The following is an 18,346-nucleotide window of genomic DNA, read 5'->3' as shown; positions in this document are numbered from 1 at the left end:
CAAAATAGGTAGCTTTCAGACCCAGTCTGAAATTCAAGTTTTTTGTACTTTGTCTAGAAATAGGTAGCTTTCAATGAATTAAAATTTATCAAACACAGTGTAAGGCATTTGTCTCTTATGTCTAGATTTATTAAACCATGATTCGATTTTTGCTTGAGAGTCACTATTAATTTCTTTGCCTTCTAAATAATCATCGATATCATCATATGTAACTCCAAGAGCGACTTCATCTGCTAATTGTGGGCGATCTTCTTCAAGGTCAGCAGTCGGAACTTTTTCATATAGCTTAGGTGGGCAATTTAATTCTTTTAGTAGCATCTTTCCTTGACGCTTATTTAGACGGAAAATCGGACAAAGGTCTGATCCACCATCGCCATATTTAGTGTAAAAACCAGTAATAGCCTCAGCGGAATGGTCAGTACCTAAGACAACACACCCATTCATAGCAGCAATGCTATATTGAGCTTTCATTCTTTCACGTGCTTTTTCATTCCCTTTTGCAAAATCTGTAAGGTCAACGCCAATTTCCTTTAATGTTTTAACACTAGCATCTACAGCAGCTTTAATATTCACAGTGTAAGTTTTAGTTGGTTGGATAAACTTTAACGCTTCCTGGCAATCCTCTTCGTCCATTTGAACGCCATATGGTAATCTAATTGCGATAAATTGATAACTTTTTTCTGATTGCTCACTATTTAATTCATCTATTGCCATTTGCGCAAGTTTACCAGTTAAAGTTGAATCTTGACCGCCTGAAATACCTAATACAAAACCATTTAAAAATGGATGTTTTTTTAGATAGTTTTTTAGGAAATCAACACTTATTCTTACTTCCTCCTTAGGATCGATCACTGGTTTTACTTTCATTTCTTCGACGATTTCTTTTTGTAAACTGTTCAATCTTCATTCTCCTTTTGATACAGATTGTATTTTTTAATATAAGCGTAGCAATCCTCAGGTAATAAATATCGTGGCTCGCCGCCTTTTGCAAACTCTTCACGGATATATGTTGAACTAATTTCCATCGCTAATCCTTTATCAATTAGATGAAATCTTGAACCATTATCATTGTTTCGTAATAGTGGAGACCGAGAAATGGTTTTTAGCATATCAATTCCATCACGGGCCATAACAATGAATTTATTTTCGGAAACTAATTGATCCCCGTATTTCCATTTTCCTTCTGCAATATCTTCTAGGAGATCGGCTCCCATTATGAAATAAACTTCATCTTCACTATATTTCTCTTTAAAATGGTTCATTGTATAGTAAGTGAATACTTCCCAAGCCTCTTTACTCATTTCATAATCGTCTGCAATAAACTTTGAGTTGTTTTGAATTGCTAGTTTTAACATATTCCAACGATGTTCATCAGTATTATGTAATTGTTTATCTCTTCTCTTTGAAGAGCATGGTAAAAAGATTACTTTGTCTAATTGACAGCGATGAGCAATCGTACTTGCAGTCCATAAATGAACGTTTGTAATCGGATCAAACGAACTGCCATAAATCCCAATTTTAGCCATTTTTCATTTCCTCTGTTTTCTTTCTAGCTTCTGCTATTTTTTCCATTTTGTTATCCCAACATTTTTGACTTAAGTCTACAGGATATTCTTCAGGGTTTAATGCACGCTTGTATTCTTCCCAAAGTACACTTAAGTTGTTTTCAGCAAAATCCTGAATGTCTTTAATTGCAGGCACCTTGTAGACTAATTCACCTTTAGTAAAGATTTGGTGATGAAGTTCTCTAGCTTCAAAATTAGTTACAAACTTACTGATATATGGATGGATCGGATGGAATAACTTTATTTTTTCCTCAGATCCTGGATCTTCATCTTCAAGTGCAATATAATCAGCCTCAGCGTGATGGTTAACTGTATTAATAATTCGATACAATTTCTTAAGTCCAGGAGTTGTTACTTTTTCAGGGTTTTGGGAAATTTTTATTGTATCAATCATTTTCCCATCTTCATCTTCAATACTTACTAATTTATAAACAGCGCCAAGAGCCGGTTGATCATATGCAGTAATAAGCTTTGTTCCAATTCCCCACGAATCAATTTTTGCTCCTTGCGATTTTAAATTTAAAATTGTATATTCATCTAAATCATTCGAAGCAACGATTTTTGTATTTACGAAACCAGCTTCATCGAGCATTTTTCTAGCTTCTTTCGATAAATAGGCTAAGTCACCACTATCTAGTCGGATCGCTGCAAAGTTAATTTTATCACCTAGTTCTTTTGCGACTTTAATGGCATTAGGCACTCCACTTTTTAGTGTATCGTATGTATCAACTAGGAATGTACAATTGTAATGAAGATCTGCATATTTTTTGAAAGCTATGTATTCATCCCGATATGCTTGCACAAGCGCATGAGCATGTGTTCCTGAAACAGGGATATTAAATAATTTACCAGCACGAACATTACTAGTCGCATGAAATCCACCAATATAAGCGGCTCTTGCTCCCCAAATGGCAGCATCAAATTCTTGAGCACGTCTTGTTCCAAATTCCATTAACGTATCATTACCAACGATATGTTTAATTCGTGAAGCTTTAGTAGCAATTAATGTTTGATAATTGACAATGTTTAATAAGGCGGTTTCAATTAATTGTGCCTCTAATAGCGGGGCCTCAATTCTTAAGATTGGCTCATTGCCAAATACTAATTCACCTTCTTGAATTGCTCTAACTGAACCTGTGAATTTTACATTAGACAGAAATTGAATGAATTCATCTTTATATCCGAGTTCTTCTTTTAAATAGTCAAGATCTGAACTGCTAAATTTAAAGTTCTGTAGATAACTGATTATTTTTTCTAAACCCGCAAAGATTGCATATCCATTTCCAAATGGGAGTTTACGAAAATAAAGTTCAAAAATAGTGTTTTTATTGTGAATATTGTCTCCCCAATAAGTTTCCGCCATATTAATTTGATAAAGGTCTGTATGAAGTGCAAAGCTATCATCTTGAAAGTTGTAATTCATCTTATTTCCGCCCCTAAAATGTTTTTGAAATGACTTAATGCCCATTCATGCCCAGATGCATTAAAGCTTGCAACAGCCTGCTCGTGAACGACTATTTTATAACCCTTATTATAAGCATCGACCGCGGTATGTAATACACAAATATCCGTGCAAACTCCTATTAAATGTATTTCATTAATGCCTCTTTCATTTAGTTTTATCTCAAGGTCTGTGCCTGCAAAAGCTGAGTAACGAGTTTTATCGAGCCATTGAATAGTGGAATTGCCTTTTGTTGAATTGTATAAATCCATTAATCCACCATATAAATCTCTTCCTTTAGTATGTCTAATATTATGAGGTGGAAATAATTTTGTTTCGGGATGAAACGGATCATTCTCATCATGGCCGTCTACAGCAAACACAACGTAATCTTGATTTTTAATGAAATTTTTTGTTATTTGAAGAATACTTTGCTCAATCTCCTGTGCTGGTTTACCACAAGTTAATGTACCAGCATCTGCTACAAAGTCATTCGTATAATCAATAATAATGAGCGCTTTTTTATCCATTATTAATCACCCCAAGTGTAAGAATGTTAATTTCTTCACATAATAGAAAAAATTAAATTTGTTTTCATCTTCAATCTTATTATAAGTTAATTCATATGAAAACCTAAATTTTGGAAAATTAATAGATCATTTTTATATTATTAACTTTACAATTAAAAATTACTATTTTTCGTAGGTTTTGTATCCTTTAAAGCGATTAGAGGAAATTAATGAAATGTACCGAACTAACTAATAGATTCATTAATAGTTAGAAGAGGTGACATGATGGAAGTCGTTCGTGCAAAATCAGAGCATATTACAGAAGTAGCAAATTTATTCAATCAGTACAGAATGTTTTATAAACAAGAAAGTAATTTAAATGGAGCGATTGATTTTATTACGGAACGAATCAATAACAAAGATTCTGTTATATTTCTTGTGAAAGAAGAAGAACAATTTATGGGATTTAACCAGTTATATCCTTCTTTTTCTTCAGTATCAATGAAAAAGTTATGGATTTTAAATGACTTATATGTGACTGAATCGGCTAGGAAAAAAGGAGTAGCTCAATTGTTATTAAATGCAGCAAAGAAATTTGCAATCGAATCGAAAGCAAAATCATTAGATTTACAAACAGCGATTGATAATAAATCGGCACAAGCTTTGTATGAAAAAAATGGCTATCAAGTTGATAAAGAATTTCTTTCGTATTCATTAAATTTAAAAAATCTAAAGTGATCTTCAAAAAATTTTAGCTAATAAAATTAATGAACTATTATCAAATAGTTTGAAATAGCTTAATAAAGTTAGGCCTCAAAATAAAACTAACTTGAAGGAGAACATGATGCTTACAGTTAAAGGCTCATTTAATGAAGCTAAAATATTTACAGATAATGTGGAGCAAGGAGCAATCGGGCAAATTATTGAACTATGTAATCAAGAGTTCGTGAAAAGTTCTAAAATTAGAATTATGCCTGATACTCATGCAGGTAAGGGGTGTACAATTGGAACGACAATGACGATTCAAGATAAAATCGTTCCAAATCTCGTTGGGGTTAACTAAAACGGCTCCAACGTTAAAAAACTCGCTCAATTGCTGGAAACCCTAACGTAAAATATAGTCGAGGGCAATCAGCAGCCAGAGGCTATGGTGACATAGTCAAATGGTTCAGAGACTTGCACGTTGTTAGCAGACGATTGTGCAGAATTATTCTATTTCCTAATGTCAGATGGAATGATTAACACGGCGAGCCTACAGAAGGAGCTGCATACTCCGATGATTGTAGAGAAGGTATAGTCCACTCTCTAAGAAATTAGAGGTTAAAGTACGATATAGGTTGCGGAATGGAAACAATAAGAGTTTCACAAAAAGAAATCGATTTTCAAAAACTAGATGCTGTTATTCGTAAACATGTTCCATCAGGGTTTTCAATTCGAAATAATAAGCATGAATTTGTGAGGGAAATTGATTTTTCACAGCTTTACTGTTTTAAAGAATTAAATGAAACAAGAACAAAGCTAAGCTTAGGATCACTTGGTGGTGGAAATCATTTTATAGAATGCAATGCTGACGAAGATGGGAATATTTATTTCGTCATTCACTCTGGAAGCCGAAATTTAGGTAAAGTTGTAGCGGAATTTTATCAGAAAAAGGCATATGAATTGCTAAAGGGCCAGTCAGAAAATCGTTCAAAAGTCATTCAGCAATTAAGGGATGAAGGCCGTGAAAAAGAAATTGAGGCTGCTCTAAAAAACCTTCCGTCGCAATATATTCCAAAGGATTTAGCTTATTTAGAAGGAGTTTGGTTTGATCGATATATGCATGATATGGCAATTGCCCAAGAATATGCTTTATGGAACCGGAAGGCAATGATGGATGAAATCGTAAAGAATATGGACTTAACAGTTGTTGAACAATTTACGACTGTTCATAATTATATTGATATCGAAAATATGATTCTACGTAAAGGAGCGATTTCCGCTCAAAAGGGTGAGAAAGTATTGATTCCGATCAACATGCGAGATGGTAGTTTAATTGCAATCGGAAAAGGTAACCCAGATTGGAACTATTCAGCCCCTCATGGTGCAGGTCGAATTCTTAGTCGTTCAAAAGCAAAAGCAACTCTTTCACTGGATGAGTTTAAAGAAACAATGAAGGATGTTTGGAGTACATCAGTTTTAGAGAGTACACTTGACGAAAGTCCAATGGCTTATAAGGAAATGAAAGAAATCATTGAAAATACTAAGGATGCAATCGAAGTTATTAAAGTCATTAAACCACTTTATAATTTCAAAGCAAATTAAATCGATCTATATTATAAAACAAAGCCACCTTTAGGGTGGCTTTAAGACTGTTTACTAATGAACCATTTATGAGTAATGGATTTTCACTTTAGCTTAATTATTAACTCTTGAACCAGGTATGAGTAAGTAAATTACAAGATTAAGCTTATATAGAACCTCATGAACCTGTCATGAGTAAGTAAATTACAAGATTAAGCTTATATAGTACCACATAAACCTGTTATTAGTAGTAAATATCAACATTAAGCTTCTTAAGCCCGTTTAGAACATTGCTATTTCAACTACTTAAATTTCAAACGTATCAAACTCTTGAATAGTCTTTTTATTCTCATCAACTCTTTCGGTAAAGTTCCCTTTTGTATAATAATTAACTACATTTCTCCAAAAAGCTTTGGCAGGTTCATTTTTTTCAATTTGTGAGATACTCCATTTTCCAGGAAACAGATTGAAAAGTTCAATTGCAACTTTTTTACCAAAACCATGCCCTTTATATTTTTCAATAATAAAAAACTCTTCTATACAATTTGAGGTTGATTCTAATGAAGCCTCAATTATAGCGAATCCGATCAGTTCTTCTTTATACAACACAAAAAAAGCGTGATAATCTAGATCCTTCCAGCATTTTTCCAAATTAAATTTATGATAAGAACCGTTTTCCCCGAGTTTAATTTCAGGAAGATATTTAGTAAATTCATAAATATAAAATTGCATTAAATTGTGTAATTTTGATTCTTCTTCCTTTTTTACTTTAACAATCTTTATCAAAGATTTCCCCTCCAATGTCTAGTTTCAATATTTATAAATAATTGACTAATTATAGTAAAATCCCTTTATTTTTAGCGTGAAATATAAAAGGAAATAGTTTACAAGTGTTGAATAAATAGTAAGTAGTAAAAAAGGAGGACTTAGCTATGTCAGAGCATTTTAAAAGAATTGATACAGTTTTTCTGCAAGTAACTGATTTTGAGAAAGCAGTAGATTGGTATTGCTCGGTATTGGGTTTTACGGTTAGATGGAACGATCCGATGAATGGATATGCGGCATTAAATATTGGGGAAACACCATTAACGTTAGTAAGAAAAACAAATCAAGTAGAAAATCCAAATACGCATATGAGTTTTAATTTTTATACTCCAAATATTGAACAAGCTTATAATCATTTAAAAGAACATGATGTAGAAGTAGAACAATTGAATGAAGATGGAACGTTTAAATGGTTTGAATTTAAAGATTTAGAAGGAAATCGTTTAGGTGTATGCTCTTTTCCTGAATAAAATAATGTCTAAATAAGGAAGTTATAACATGAGTAAAAAGGGAATTACATTCTTGCTAATTTTTGTAGCATTAGTGAGCATATTTACTTACATATCAATCAGTTTTAATTCAAAAGAAAAAGCAGTTAATTTCGCTATTCATAAGGAATTACCAGATTTAAAAAAAGTGGACTACAAATTGGTTAAGATCCCGAATAGTCCATACATTCTTTGTATTACTGATATACCGCATAGTATATATATTTTTAAAACATCATCGTTTTTAAATATGAATTTTGCTTCCATTTCAGGTGCAGAACATTTGTATGCAGGAGATGGAAAGGGGATGCATTTTTTAAATGATCAACTAATTTATGGATTTGATAAGGATCGCCCTAAAGGAAAAGCAATCTATGTGGATGGTGAAAAAATGAGAACGGTGTATCTGAACAAGTACTTTAAAACAAGTAAATATAAAATGAACTATAATGATTTAGTGTTCTATTATCCTAATAAGCCGATGAAGACTACTAAAAATAGTTTAGGGTATACAGAAGTTACATATCGTTAGTAAGTCTGAAAAACTTATACTTTCTCTAAACACGGATGCAATACTTTTATAGTATTGCTTTTTCTATGTGACGATTATAAAAGAATAATAAAGGGGATGGGGATGAGAATATGTTCGATCAATCTAATTATGAATGCCGTGTAGTGTGGGGGAAAAGGGGTGCGAGGGAAGCAGCGGAACGTGGGGATATTACGATTATTGTTGATGTTCTTAGTTTTTCATCGACTGTTGTTTCAGCAGTAGTTCAAAACGCAATCGTCTATCCGTATCCACCAAATTTAGATGGGAAAGCTTATGCTAAAAAGATTGGAGCTGAGTATATTTTAGGAAGAAATGAAGCGACAGTTTTAGGGAAGGCAACACTTTCGCCGGTCTCATTTAATGAACGTCATACCAATAATAAATTTGTTTTATGTTCTCTAAATGGAGCATTTTGTTCATGGATCGCTTCAAAGGTGCCAGCGTTATTGATTGGTTCTTTACTTAATGCGTCTTCGGTTGCAAGTTTGGCTAATCGCCTAAAAAAAGAAAAAAATGTCAATATAACAGTCATTCCGTGCGGTGAGGTTTGGAATGATTTACATGAAAATGAGGATGCACTGCGACCTTCTATTGAAGATTATTTAGGAGCAGGAGCAATTTTAGCAGAGTTAGAAGGAACAAAATCACCAGAAGCGGAAGTTTGTATTGGCGCGTTTCAACACTCGAAACATAAAATTAAAGATTTGATTTGGGAATGTGGAAGTGGAAGAGAGCTGAGAATGAAGGGCTTTGAAGATGATGTTATGCACTGTAGTCAATTAAACCATTTTAAAGTAGTACCAGTTTTACGAAATGATTGCTTCGTTAATGGTCTTGAAATGGAAAAAGGATGAAACTATATTCATCCTTTCAGACTGCCCGCCAAACGCTCGCTTTCTTCGTTGCTTCGCCTGTCTGCGGTGCTCATTACCGTTTAAGGTAACTCCGCTCCTCACCAAGCTACGCGCCTCGAAAGACAAGCGCTTGCAATCAGTCTGAAAATCAAGTTTTTAGATCTTTGTCTATACACTGATAGGATGAATTAAAACATCAACATCCTTTTTACCTCTCAAAAATAGAATATGAACTAACATTTTTTAATAAAATTTTAGGTTTACTACCATCCAAATTGGCGATCCATACATTACCGACAACATCTAATTCGCCTTTTCTGGTCCAAGTTATTTTATTGGTAGACTTAGAGTAGACTGGGTTATAATCACCTTTTCCAGTTGGTGGATTCGTTATTTTTAATTGTTTATGAGTAGAAAGATTAATCACATTTAATGATGGTTTTGGTCGTTTCTTTTCATCATTTGACCACTCACTTTCTTTTACTCTTGAAACTACAATTGATGTGTTATCACACCATGTAAATCCTAATTCAGCAAAATGTGGTGGTGTTAAATTTGTAGATGTAAATGCTGGCATTTCAGTAATATTCATCTTTTTATTTTTATATCCGAAAACTATTCTGCCCCCACCTGCAATATATCCTAATATATTTTTAGTTTGAGCCCATTTTGGATTATCTAAATGTAAAATAATTTCATCTTGAACTTCAAATACCTTTCCATCTGAAGAAATGATACAGAGCATGTCGCTGTCCATAGACCAAGAAGCTGTAGGGCTAACTATAAAAGAGATCCATTTTTGATCGGGCGAAAATTGAAATGTTGATGCATTTATGGACGGAATGGAAGTATTGCCTTTTGTTAAGGTTTTAGGAACAACAAAAAATTGTTTTACAGTATTTGTTGTGCTAGTAATATTTTTTAAATCATTTGGTAAGGTGATTTTATATAAAACTGGATTTGTCCAACCGTCCGGATTTAGTACTGCGGCTGATGAAGCTATAAAGCCTTTACCGTTTGGAATCCAATTATAATCATCTACACCTAGTGCAATATTATAAAAGTTTTTAAAATCAGAAACATTCAAAACACCACTATCTAAAAAAGCAAAAATGTTTTTAGTAGGGGACCATTTAGGATTCTCGCCATCGGAAATGATCCTTTGTTCTTTTTTGGTTTTCATATTATAGATCCATATTTCTGAGCGAGTAGGATATGATGCTGTAGGACCAGTAGGTATTTCTTTTTGATACATTAAATAGTTCCCATCAAAAGACCACTCAGGCTGATTCGAATAAACCCCTTTTGCTTTTGTTATTTTTTCCTCTTTATTATTTATTTTTATCCAAACGAATCCATCGCGAACAAACGCAATTTTTAATGGATTAGCAGTAGTTTCGGCGTAACTAAAGTTCGGAAAAATTAAACAAACAACGACCGAGAAAATGAGTAATAATTTGCGATTCATAAATTCACCCCGTTTACTAATTTTGAGTTATTTTTCCCAAGAAATTATATAAATATCAAAAGGACATTTTCAACAGGATAAAATATTAAATAATCGAATAGCTAGATTAGATAAAGTAACTAAAAGAGGTGGCTTTTCATGGAGAAATGATTGGGGCAACTGGTATTTGTATCAATTGTAAAGGGCAGGTTTTAATGGTACTTCAAGGCAAGCCTGATGAACAAAAGCTTTGGGCTACTCCATCAGGCGGTTTAGAACAAAATGAATCGATTGAAGAGAGTTGTAAAAGAGAGGTACTCGAAGAAACAGGATATGAAGTTGATGTAATTAAGCAATTGTTTATCAAAGAAGGTTTCTCATATGGTTTTCAAGTAGAAGTACATTATTTTGAAGTTAGAATTAATGGTGGTAATGCTAAAATTCAAGATCCTGATCAACTAATATATGAAATTGCATGGAAATCAGCAGATGAAATTCTTGTATTAGAGCTTAGTTTTCCTGAAGATCGGAATTTATTAATTGATTTAATTAATAAGAAAGTTAACAAGAAATAAAAAAAGCCGTTTGATAAATAATCAAACGGCATGTTCTTGATTAAATTAATATTCTTCCACAGTTGCGATATACGGTAGATTTCGATATTGCTGTGCATAATCAATTCCATATCCAACGATAAACTCATCAGGAATGACAAAACCTAAATAATCAACTGGTAGATCGATTTTTCTTCTTTCAGGTTTATCTAATAAAGTACAAATCTTAATCGATTTTGGCTTATGCATTTGAAGATGGTCACGTAAAAAGTGCAATGTTAGACCACTATCAATGATATCTTCAATTACTACCACGTTTTTATCTGTGATATTCTCATCTAAATCTTTTAACAGTCTTACTTTTCCAGTTGATTCAGTTTGTTTACTATAGCTGGAAACAGAAATAAAATCTACATTAATATTACTTTTCATTTCACGAACTAGATCAGCTGCAAATACAAATGATCCTTTTAAAACAACTACAAGAATTAGTGGTTCGTTATTAAAGTCATGTTCAATTTGTTCGGCAAGTGCTTTGACTCTATTTTTTAAATCAGTTTGAGAAATTAAAGTGTCTTTAATTCTATAAGCCATGTAAATTACCCTCTTTACTAATTATTAACTATTTTTTACTTTATTAGATGAGCATTCCTCATTATCTCCATTTTAACAATTTTTACTAATTAGTAGTATTGAAAAGTTAGTTTAATGAACATCCATCAATTTGGTAATAATAACCACATAACATAAATGGAGGTATATAAAGATGAATGAAAAGATTGATTATAATGGCTTGCCGAAACACTCAAAGCCAATATGGAGAAGTGGACTAAATATTCCTACATTTGAACCGTTTAACGATGACGAAGAGTTTGATGCCGTAATCGTTGGTGCCGGAATTACGGGAATTTCAACCGCATATTTTTTAACGCAAGCGGGTATGAAGGTGGCTTTAATTGAAGCGAATAAAATAATTAATGGAACAACTGGCCACACGACTGCCAAAGTAACAGCCCAGCATGATTTAATTTACGATGAGCTAATTCAACATTTTGGATTAGAAAAGACAAAAATATTTTATCATTCTACTAAAAATGCAATGGATTTTATTAAAAAATATACGAATGATAACCAAATAGAATGTAATTATGAGACCCAGGATGCAACAATTTATACGACTTCGGATGATTATGTAAGAAATCTAGAAAATGAATTGAAAGCTTATGAGAAGTTAGGAATCGACTCATTTGGAGCAGTAAAAACATTATTACCTTTTGATACAAAATATTCGATTACAATGAGGGATCAAGCTCAGTTTCACCCACTAAAATACTTGATTCATTTATTAAAAGCTTCAATTGAAAACGGATTAAAGGTTTATGAAGAAACTGTAGTCATTGACGTTGAAACAGGTAACAATCCAGTCGTAGTCACTCAAAGTGGAAGAAAAATTAAATGTAAGCATGTTGTTAGTGCATCCCATTTTCCTTTTTTTGATGGTAATCAATTGTTTTTTACGAAATTACATGCTGATCGTTCATATGCCTTAGCTGCAAAAGTAAAAACAGCATATCCAGGAGGCATGTACATAAGTGCGGAAAATCCGAAAAGGTCTCTAAGATCATTTAAATATAATAATGAAGAACTAGTACTTATTGGTGGAGAAAGTCATAAAACAGGTGTAGAAACTCGTACTATGAGTTTTTATGAAAATTTAAAACTTTTTGGTGAAGAAACCTTTGGAATTGAAGATGTATTATTCAGATGGTCTACGCAAGATTTGATCACTTTAGATAAAATGCCTTATATTGGTAGACTATCATCAAAACATGAAAACATATACGTAGCCACTGGTTTCCGTAAATGGGGTATGACAAGTGGAACAGTCTCTGCCCAGTTAATCAGTAATTTAATTTTAGGAAAAGAAGCTGTTGATGCTGATGTGTTCACTCCTTCAAGATTCCAAGCAGACCCTAGTATCAAGCATTTTTTAATGCAAAACCTAGATGTAGCTAAACACTTAATTGAAGGGAAATTAGAACCTGTTTCTAGAAAGATAGAAGAATTATACAATGATGAAGGCTCAGTTGTAACACTAGATGGGAAAAGAGTTGGAGCTTATAAAGATGTAAATGGTAAAGTTCATTGTGTAGACACAACTTGTACTCATTTAGGTTGTGAAGTCGAGTGGAATAACGGTGAAAAATCATGGGATTGCCCTTGCCATGGCTCCAGATTTTCAATTTATGGTGACGTATTAGAAGGGCCAGCCGATCAACCTTTAAAACAAGTTTTTGTTCAATAACTATAAATTTATGTAAAATCATGAGGGATTTCTCAAAAATGAGAGATCCCTTAATTTGTAGACAAAGTTTAAAAAAATGATATCTGACTGTTTTCAAGCACTTTTCTTTCAAGAAGCGAAGTCTTAATTATATTCCATTACATAGCAATCTCTATATACACCTTCATGTAACTCATGTTTCGGAAGTAATCGAATTTTTTTAAATCCACATTTTTCATAGCATTTAATCGCGCGTTCATTCCATGTTTGTGGATCTACTACTACTTTTTCTGCGTTTTGATTATTAACTAAGTAATTCACCATCGATGAGACAAGTAAACTTCCAATTCCACGATTCCAAAAATCAGTTTCACCAATAAATTGATCCATTCCGTAAATAACTTCACTTGTATTTTTATATCCATATTCAATTTTTGATTCATCGTCTAATTTATAAAATTGTATATAGCCTATCTCAATATTTTCATAAACTACAATACACATTTTAACAGAGTGATCTTTAGTAAAAAAAATACTTTTAACCTTTTCTGCGTTGAATGGATTATCTCGACCTTCATAATATTGAAGAACTTTAGGATTCGAAAGCCATTTTGCTAGAAGAGGAACATCACTTTCTTTTAATTGACGAATAGTAAGCTTATTTGATTGGAAGATCACGTACAAACCACCTTACATTTTGAATTAAAGTTAAATAAATCATATCATCTTGGAGATATTTTTGATGAGTTTAAAATTCAGAATTTTTTAAAATTAAACAGCATAATGCTAAAATATAATACTTACGATATTACTTTCATCTGATGAAAGGAGAAAAAGCGATGATAAAAAGTATATATGAAACTCATTTAGAAGTGAGAAATTTAGAACAATCCATTATGTTTTACGAAAAACTAGGTATTAAGCTTGCTCATAAAATTGAAAAAAGAAGAGTAGCTTTCTTTTTTATCGGTGAGGACAAACAAATGCTCGGTCTATGGGAAGTAGAGAAAGGAAAGGAATTTCACAAAGGTCACTTCGCTTTTGGAGTAAGTCTACATGAACTAGAGAATAGTATTGAATGGCTAAAAGAAAGAGGGATAAAACCAACTGAAAACTTTTTTGGATTAAATCCAATTGAACCTGTAGTACATACTTGGATGCCGGCAGCAAGTGTTTATTTCCGAGATCCTGATGGAAATAGTTTAGAATTTATAACGCTACTTGATGGAGAATCTATAAAAACAAATGAAGTTTTCTATTTAAGTGAATGGAAAGAAAAATATTCAAAATAACTTTTTGATTTTTGTTTATAAAAATGGAGTGAATTCATTTTATACGATACGAACCTATCAGATTAAATCAAAAATAGTGTATATAAGTTAATATAAAAATTTAAAAAATCACTTAATTAGGTGGTTTTTTATTTTTGCAATAGGTATTTAAACATAATTTGTCGAATATAGTATTTCGAAAGCAAAATAATAGTTTATCAAATTTAACCGACAAAGCTTCTATTTCATTCAGAAATTTATTTTAAAATGAAAAGAGGTGAAGATTTGAGAAAGATTCGAGTTAAACCAAGTAAAGGGCAGTCATTTTTTGGTTTAATGGTTGGCATTATTTTTATCGTTCTCGGTTTTACAATTGTAATACCACAAGCTGGTTTGTTCGGATTGTTATGGACCGGAATTGCGCTAATGATTACGCTTATTAATGGATATAACGTTTTTAGTGATCGTGGTATATCAAATTATGAAGTAAATGTTGAAGAGTATATGACAAGAGAGAAAGAGGACTTTGAAGTGAAACTTCGTAAATTAAATAAATTAAAAAATGACGGGGTGATCACAGATAGTGAATTTCAGAAACAAAAAGAAAAAATTTTTAACCGAGATATGTAGATAAAATAAATATCGTTGATCATCTGAAAGAAGGAAAAGCAATGGTAATAAATTTATTACTAGAAGTTATGATACCTCTATTTTTTTATGTAATATTAGGATATTTGTTTAATCGTCTTTGTAAACTTCACTTACGTACTTTAACAACCCTCTTAGTTTATTTATTTCTTCCAGTAGCCGTATTTATGAAAATCTATGATAGTCCGTTATCTGGTAAAGTTGCAGGTGTTGTTTTATTTTACTTGGTTATTCAATTTGTTGCCATGTCTCTAATTTCAACATTAATATGTAGATGGAGAGGAATTGAAAAATCGATGCAAGGTACATTTGCTAATAGCATCGCATTAAATAATTCAGGAAATCTTGGATTGCCAGTAAATGCGTTAGTTTTTAAAAATGATCCTTTTGCATTGAGTATTGGAGTTTTAATCGTTTTGTTCCAAAATATAATGACATTTACTGTTGGGGTATATAATGCAGAGGCTACAGTTCAAATGAAAGAAGCAATTATGAAAATGCTAAAGCTACCAATCATTTATAGTGTAGTACTTGGCTTTATACTTCAACTATCTCATGTGAAATTAAATCATGAATTGGTTACTATTTTAAATCCTATTACTGAATCATTCGCCCCATTTGCGTTAATTACGCTTGGAGCTCAATTAGCTGAATCGGGGAAAGAAATTAGCTGGAACAATTTAGCGATTAGTAACTTTTTAAGGTTAATTGGTGGTCCGATTATTGCATTTGCCCTTATAAAAATTTTTGGTTTTGAAGGTGTGGTTGCAAAAGCCCTTTTTATAGGTAGTGCCTTTCCAAGTTCAAGAAATAGTGCATTACTATCATTCAAAGGTCCTCATGCAAATTTTGCAGCACAAACTGTCATTACCTCAACTATATTAAGCAGTCTAACTTTACCAATGGTAATACAACTTGCTAGTACGTTCTTTTAATGTGTTTAAAAATTCATTCCTATTATAAGTAGTCTACCTCGGTAAAATGCATTTCATCTGTTGCTAAAAATAAATAGTTTAATTTAGAACAATATTTAAACTGCAGCAATTAATTAATTTAGGGGTGATTAAGAGAATGAAAAGACTTTTATTTATTGGACTTATAATTTTAAGCATATTCTGTTTAGCAAGCTGTCAGTCAAGTGACTACGGTAATGGAAAAAAAGATGGTCAGTCATCACAAGTTGATAAGGGTAATACACCAGATAAAGACAAAAATACTGATAACGGTAATACACCAGATAAGGGAACCAATAATCCGCCAAAAAAGGATGAAACTAAGCCACCAGTTAAAGTATTTACACCAGTTGAAAACGATGCATTTAAAGTCACTTCAGTTGTTAATGACTCAACAGGTAAAAATTTGTTAATTGTTGAAGGGAAAGCTAGTGTTTTTGAAGCAACATTTCTTTATCGCATAGAAGATGGTCATAATGTATTAGCGGAAGGTCATACAATGGCTGATATGGGTGCTCCAGAATGGGGGAACTTTAAATTAGTCATTAATTATGATCAGCCAACTAGTCCAAATGGGGTACTTACTTTATATGTAGCAAGTGCAAAAGACGGCCAACCAGAACATATACTAAATATTCCGATTCAGTTTCCTAATTATAAATAATATAGATTAGGAAAATTGATTTTAAAGGGAATCGATTTGATTCTACTTACTCCATTGACAAATAATATATTTAGTATGAAAATGACTTTAGCAAATGCTAAAGCCATTTTTTTTTGAAATCTTAAGAAATTAACTTTAAAAATTACATAAATTTAAAAAAATTATACCCGATCTTTTGGGAAGCTTTAAATATATTCTTAAATAAATTTTAATCATTTTAAGTGGAATTATTAGAAAATGTACACAATAGGTAGTAATATCAGGGTTATTAAGTTAAACAATTAAGAATTTCTAATAAAAATCTAATTGAATTTTAAAATATCCATAAAGCCATTTTCATCTTAAACAGATATCCTTATACAATACAAATAATAATTTTATAAATGTTATTATAAAAAAAAATGAGGGATAAAATATATGAAAAAAATATTAATTATAGAAGATGAGAAAGAATTAGCAAATTTTATACGATTAGAATTAGAGTATGAAGGTAATGAAGTTCATATTTCAAATGATGGTAGAGATGGTTTAAACCTAGCGATTGACCAAGAATTTGACTTAATCTTGCTTGATTTAATGCTTCCTAATTTAAGTGGTATTGAAGTTTGTAGACGAATTAGAGCACATAAAGACACACCAATTATTATGATTACAGCAAGAGATAGTGTTTTTGATCGAATTTCTGGATTAGATAGTGGTGCAGATGATTATATTTCAAAACCATTTGTTATTGAAGAACTTTTAGCTCATATGCGAGCAATCTTTAGACGTATCGATCGTTCAACAAATTTACATTGCTTAAAGTTTAAAGATTTGTCATTAGATTCTGCAGCTCGAGTTGTTAAGAAGAATGAAGCGATCATTGATTTAACTAAAAAAGAATTCGATTTATTGTATTTATTAATGAGCAATGTAAATCGTGTATTAACTAGAGAAATTTTATTAGAAACTGTATGGGGCTATGGCTCTACTATTGAAACAAATGTAGTGGATGTTTATATTAGCTACTTAAGAACAAAACTAGATGATAAAAATAATACCTATATTCACACTGTAAGGGGTACTGGGTATGTAATGAGGATGTAGAGGTGAATCTGACCTTGTTAAATAAGCTTTCGATTAGATGGAAAATAACAATTACAATCGCTGTGCTTATGTTTTTTATATTTACATTATGTAATCTTATTCAATCGGCTTTAATTCAAATGTCTGTAATGAATCAGCAGCAACATCAAATTGAAAAAAGATTAAATGATACGGCAGCTTATTTAGATGAAGAATATAAAACGAAACGTCCTAATGTGGCATCTTTTGCAGAAAACAAACAATATTTTGAAAAAATTATTCAAAATAATGAGATGATCCGATTAATAGATAAAGATGGAAAAGAAATATTTACAGTTTCAAGAACAATGCCTAAAATTCCTATTATTAAAAAAGAATTCGGTGAAATTCAAAAACATAGAAAAAACAATCAAGAAATATTAATTAATAGTAAAGTGTTACATTATAAGAATTTTGACGGTGTATTAGAAGTTGCGATGAATGTAGACATCTTTTCGAAATTAATTAAAGAATCTTTCATGATTCTCGTTCTAGGAACAACCATTTCATTAATTTTAAGTATTCTCAGTGGTTATTTCTTATCTAAAAAAATATTAAATCCTATTAAAAATTTAAATCAAACAATGATTAAAATAAAAAATAATCAATTAAAAGAGCGAGTTATTGTAGGAGAAACAAAAGATGAGCTATCTGAACTCGGTCTACTTTTTAACAAAATGATGGATGAGTTAGAGGCTTCGATTACAAGACAAAAGCGATTTGTTGAAGATGCTTCTCATGAATTAAGAACACCTTTAGCAATCATTCACGGTCACTTATCTTTAGTTAATCGCTGGGGGAAAAAAGACGAAACTGTTTTAGAAAACTCATTAAATACATGTATTAATGAAACAAACAGAATGATTATTTTAACGAATGAGCTTCTACAGTTAACGAAGCTAG

The 18,346-nt window shown here is 31.7% G+C and carries 21 protein-coding genes and 1 pseudogene; 14 read left to right on the top strand and 8 right to left on the bottom strand.

Annotated features, from left to right (window positions below; all coding sequences use genetic code 11):
* Window positions 1-78: 78 nt before the first annotated feature.
* From nadE to ACFVRR_RS11675, 4 genes are read right to left on the bottom strand one after another with little or no spacing between them, the layout of a single operon-like run.
* Complete coding sequence (nadE, locus tag ACFVRR_RS11690) at window positions 79-900, bottom strand: ammonia-dependent NAD(+) synthetase (RefSeq protein WP_387328426.1); 822 nt, start codon at window positions 898-900, stop codon at window positions 79-81.
* Window positions 897-1,526 carry a nicotinate (nicotinamide) nucleotide adenylyltransferase gene (gene nadD / locus ACFVRR_RS11685; protein ID WP_387328424.1) on the bottom strand — a complete coding sequence of 210 codons (630 nt, stop codon included), beginning with the start codon at window positions 1,524-1,526 and terminating at the stop codon, window positions 897-899. Before nadD ends, nadE begins: the two co-directional genes overlap by 4 nt.
* Window positions 1,519-2,988, bottom strand: a complete 1,470-nt coding sequence (locus tag ACFVRR_RS11680) for a nicotinate phosphoribosyltransferase (protein ID WP_387328421.1) — start codon at window positions 2,986-2,988, stop codon at window positions 1,519-1,521. The genes nadD and ACFVRR_RS11680 overlap by 8 nt, the downstream gene beginning before the upstream one ends.
* The gene (locus tag ACFVRR_RS11675; RefSeq protein WP_387328418.1) at window positions 2,985-3,536 is read right to left on the bottom strand and encodes a cysteine hydrolase family protein; all 552 of its coding nucleotides are present in this window, start codon (window positions 3,534-3,536) and stop codon (window positions 2,985-2,987) included. The genes ACFVRR_RS11680 and ACFVRR_RS11675 overlap by 4 nt, the downstream gene beginning before the upstream one ends.
* Before the next feature lie 264 nt (window positions 3,537-3,800).
* Here ACFVRR_RS11675 and ACFVRR_RS11670 point away from each other — a divergent pair, with 264 nt between their 5' ends.
* The 3 genes and pseudogenes from ACFVRR_RS11670 (at window position 3,801) to ACFVRR_RS11660 (ending at window position 5,819) form a co-directional block, all read left to right on the top strand.
* Window positions 3,801-4,253, top strand: a complete 453-nt coding sequence (locus tag ACFVRR_RS11670) for a GNAT family N-acetyltransferase (protein WP_387328416.1) — start codon at window positions 3,801-3,803, stop codon at window positions 4,251-4,253.
* A gap of 106 nt (window positions 4,254-4,359) precedes the next feature.
* A pseudogene (locus tag ACFVRR_RS11665) lies at window positions 4,360-4,575 on the top strand (RtcB family protein); the annotation flags it as partial.
* Between the two features lie 284 nt (window positions 4,576-4,859).
* The gene (locus ACFVRR_RS11660) at window positions 4,860-5,819 is read left to right on the top strand and encodes an RtcB family protein (RefSeq protein ID WP_387328412.1); all 960 of its coding nucleotides are present in this window, start codon (window positions 4,860-4,862) and stop codon (window positions 5,817-5,819) included.
* 285 nt (window positions 5,820-6,104) lie between these two features.
* On the opposite strand, the gene ACFVRR_RS11655 is transcribed toward ACFVRR_RS11660, so the two are convergent.
* Window positions 6,105-6,584 carry a GNAT family N-acetyltransferase gene (locus ACFVRR_RS11655; protein WP_387328409.1) on the bottom strand — a complete coding sequence of 160 codons (480 nt, stop codon included), beginning with the start codon at window positions 6,582-6,584 and terminating at the stop codon, window positions 6,105-6,107.
* Window positions 6,585-6,730: 146 nt separating this feature from the next.
* On the opposite strand from ACFVRR_RS11655, the gene ACFVRR_RS11650 reads away from it, so the two are divergent.
* The 3 genes from ACFVRR_RS11650 (at window position 6,731) to ACFVRR_RS11640 (ending at window position 8,518) form a co-directional block, all read left to right on the top strand.
* On the top strand, window positions 6,731-7,093 hold the full coding sequence (locus ACFVRR_RS11650; protein ID WP_387328406.1) for a VOC family protein: 363 nt from the start codon (window positions 6,731-6,733) through the stop codon (window positions 7,091-7,093).
* A gap of 28 nt (window positions 7,094-7,121) precedes the next feature.
* Window positions 7,122-7,643, top strand: a complete 522-nt coding sequence (locus tag ACFVRR_RS11645; RefSeq protein ID WP_387328403.1) for a hypothetical protein — start codon at window positions 7,122-7,124, stop codon at window positions 7,641-7,643.
* Window positions 7,644-7,753: 110 nt separating this feature from the next.
* Window positions 7,754-8,518 carry a 2-phosphosulfolactate phosphatase gene (locus ACFVRR_RS11640; RefSeq protein ID WP_387328400.1) on the top strand — a complete coding sequence of 255 codons (765 nt, stop codon included), beginning with the start codon at window positions 7,754-7,756 and terminating at the stop codon, window positions 8,516-8,518.
* 208 nt (window positions 8,519-8,726) lie between these two features.
* Here the strand turns inward: ACFVRR_RS11640 and ACFVRR_RS11635 are convergent, their stop codons facing one another.
* Window positions 8,727-9,986, bottom strand: a complete 1,260-nt coding sequence (locus tag ACFVRR_RS11635) for a TolB-like translocation protein (protein ID WP_387328397.1) — start codon at window positions 9,984-9,986, stop codon at window positions 8,727-8,729.
* 146 nt (window positions 9,987-10,132) lie between these two features.
* Between ACFVRR_RS11635 and ACFVRR_RS11630 the strand changes: the two genes are divergently transcribed.
* Window positions 10,133-10,540, top strand: coding sequence for an NUDIX hydrolase (locus tag ACFVRR_RS11630; RefSeq protein ID WP_387328394.1), 408 nt, complete (start codon window positions 10,133-10,135; stop codon window positions 10,538-10,540).
* Window positions 10,541-10,585: 45 nt separating this feature from the next.
* Here ACFVRR_RS11630 and hpt read toward each other — a convergent pair whose 3' ends face one another.
* Entirely contained in the window at window positions 10,586-11,113 is a 528-nt protein-coding gene (gene hpt / locus ACFVRR_RS11625; RefSeq protein ID WP_387328391.1) for a hypoxanthine phosphoribosyltransferase, read from the bottom strand.
* A gap of 172 nt (window positions 11,114-11,285) precedes the next feature.
* On the opposite strand from hpt, the gene ACFVRR_RS11620 reads away from it, so the two are divergent.
* The gene (locus ACFVRR_RS11620; protein ID WP_387328388.1) at window positions 11,286-12,824 is read left to right on the top strand and encodes an FAD-dependent oxidoreductase; all 1,539 of its coding nucleotides are present in this window, start codon (window positions 11,286-11,288) and stop codon (window positions 12,822-12,824) included.
* Between the two features lie 123 nt (window positions 12,825-12,947).
* Here the strand turns inward: ACFVRR_RS11620 and ACFVRR_RS11615 are convergent, their stop codons facing one another.
* Window positions 12,948-13,481, bottom strand: a complete 534-nt coding sequence (locus tag ACFVRR_RS11615) for a GNAT family N-acetyltransferase (RefSeq protein WP_387328385.1) — start codon at window positions 13,479-13,481, stop codon at window positions 12,948-12,950.
* A 161-nt stretch (window positions 13,482-13,642) separates the two neighbouring features.
* On the opposite strand from ACFVRR_RS11615, the gene ACFVRR_RS11610 reads away from it, so the two are divergent.
* The 6 genes from ACFVRR_RS11610 to ACFVRR_RS11585 form a co-directional block, all read left to right on the top strand.
* On the top strand, window positions 13,643-14,095 hold the full coding sequence (locus ACFVRR_RS11610; RefSeq protein WP_387328382.1) for a VOC family protein: 453 nt from the start codon (window positions 13,643-13,645) through the stop codon (window positions 14,093-14,095).
* Window positions 14,096-14,359: 264 nt separating this feature from the next.
* Window positions 14,360-14,704, top strand: coding sequence for an SHOCT domain-containing protein (locus ACFVRR_RS11605; protein WP_387328379.1), 345 nt, complete (start codon window positions 14,360-14,362; stop codon window positions 14,702-14,704).
* A gap of 41 nt (window positions 14,705-14,745) precedes the next feature.
* On the top strand, window positions 14,746-15,657 hold the full coding sequence (locus ACFVRR_RS11600; RefSeq protein ID WP_387328376.1) for an AEC family transporter: 912 nt from the start codon (window positions 14,746-14,748) through the stop codon (window positions 15,655-15,657).
* A gap of 136 nt (window positions 15,658-15,793) precedes the next feature.
* Window positions 15,794-16,339: a Gmad2 immunoglobulin-like domain-containing protein gene (locus ACFVRR_RS11595; RefSeq protein WP_387328373.1), complete on the top strand. Its 546-nt coding sequence runs from the start codon at window positions 15,794-15,796 to the stop codon at window positions 16,337-16,339.
* A 417-nt stretch (window positions 16,340-16,756) separates the two neighbouring features.
* On the top strand, window positions 16,757-17,425 hold the full coding sequence (locus tag ACFVRR_RS11590) for a response regulator transcription factor (RefSeq protein ID WP_387328370.1): 669 nt from the start codon (window positions 16,757-16,759) through the stop codon (window positions 17,423-17,425).
* A 14-nt stretch (window positions 17,426-17,439) separates the two neighbouring features.
* Window positions 17,440-18,346, top strand: a 907-nt coding sequence (locus ACFVRR_RS11585) for a histidine kinase dimerization/phospho-acceptor domain-containing protein (protein ID WP_387328367.1), incomplete at its 3' end; no start/stop codon positions are given.

Origin of the sequence: Gottfriedia sp. NPDC057948, assembly GCF_042887255.1 — a bacterium.
Lineage (GTDB): Bacteria > Bacillota > Bacilli > Bacillales > Bacillaceae_G > Gottfriedia.
Note: the sequence above shows the minus strand (reverse complement) of the source record. Positions and strands in the feature narration are given on the sequence as shown.

Bases quoted from the DNA above. Each gene is read 5' to 3' on its own strand.
- nadD (WP_387328424.1), bottom strand. From the start codon at position 1,526: ATGGCTAAAATTGGGATTTATGGCAGTTCGTTTGATCCGATTACAAAC.
- ACFVRR_RS11680 (WP_387328421.1), bottom strand. From the start codon at position 2,988: ATGAATTACAACTTTCAAGATGATAGCTTTGCACTTCATACAGACCTT.
- ACFVRR_RS11675 (WP_387328418.1), bottom strand. From the start codon at position 3,536: ATGGATAAAAAAGCGCTCATTATTATTGATTATACGAATGACTTTGTA.
- ACFVRR_RS11670 (WP_387328416.1), top strand. From the start codon at position 3,801: ATGGAAGTCGTTCGTGCAAAATCAGAGCATATTACAGAAGTAGCAAAT.
- ACFVRR_RS11660 (WP_387328412.1), top strand. From the start codon at position 4,860: ATGGAAACAATAAGAGTTTCACAAAAAGAAATCGATTTTCAAAAACTA.
- ACFVRR_RS11650 (WP_387328406.1), top strand. From the start codon at position 6,731: ATGTCAGAGCATTTTAAAAGAATTGATACAGTTTTTCTGCAAGTAACT.
- ACFVRR_RS11645 (WP_387328403.1), top strand. From the start codon at position 7,122: ATGAGTAAAAAGGGAATTACATTCTTGCTAATTTTTGTAGCATTAGTG.
- ACFVRR_RS11640 (WP_387328400.1), top strand. From the start codon at position 7,754: ATGTTCGATCAATCTAATTATGAATGCCGTGTAGTGTGGGGGAAAAGG.
- ACFVRR_RS11635 (WP_387328397.1), bottom strand. From the start codon at position 9,986: ATGAATCGCAAATTATTACTCATTTTCTCGGTCGTTGTTTGTTTAATT.
- ACFVRR_RS11630 (WP_387328394.1), top strand. From the start codon at position 10,133: ATGATTGGGGCAACTGGTATTTGTATCAATTGTAAAGGGCAGGTTTTA.
- hpt (WP_387328391.1), bottom strand. From the start codon at position 11,113: ATGGCTTATAGAATTAAAGACACTTTAATTTCTCAAACTGATTTAAAA.
- ACFVRR_RS11620 (WP_387328388.1), top strand. From the start codon at position 11,286: ATGAATGAAAAGATTGATTATAATGGCTTGCCGAAACACTCAAAGCCA.
- ACFVRR_RS11610 (WP_387328382.1), top strand. From the start codon at position 13,643: ATGATAAAAAGTATATATGAAACTCATTTAGAAGTGAGAAATTTAGAA.
- ACFVRR_RS11600 (WP_387328376.1), top strand. From the start codon at position 14,746: ATGGTAATAAATTTATTACTAGAAGTTATGATACCTCTATTTTTTTAT.
- ACFVRR_RS11595 (WP_387328373.1), top strand. From the start codon at position 15,794: ATGAAAAGACTTTTATTTATTGGACTTATAATTTTAAGCATATTCTGT.
- ACFVRR_RS11590 (WP_387328370.1), top strand. From the start codon at position 16,757: ATGAAAAAAATATTAATTATAGAAGATGAGAAAGAATTAGCAAATTTT.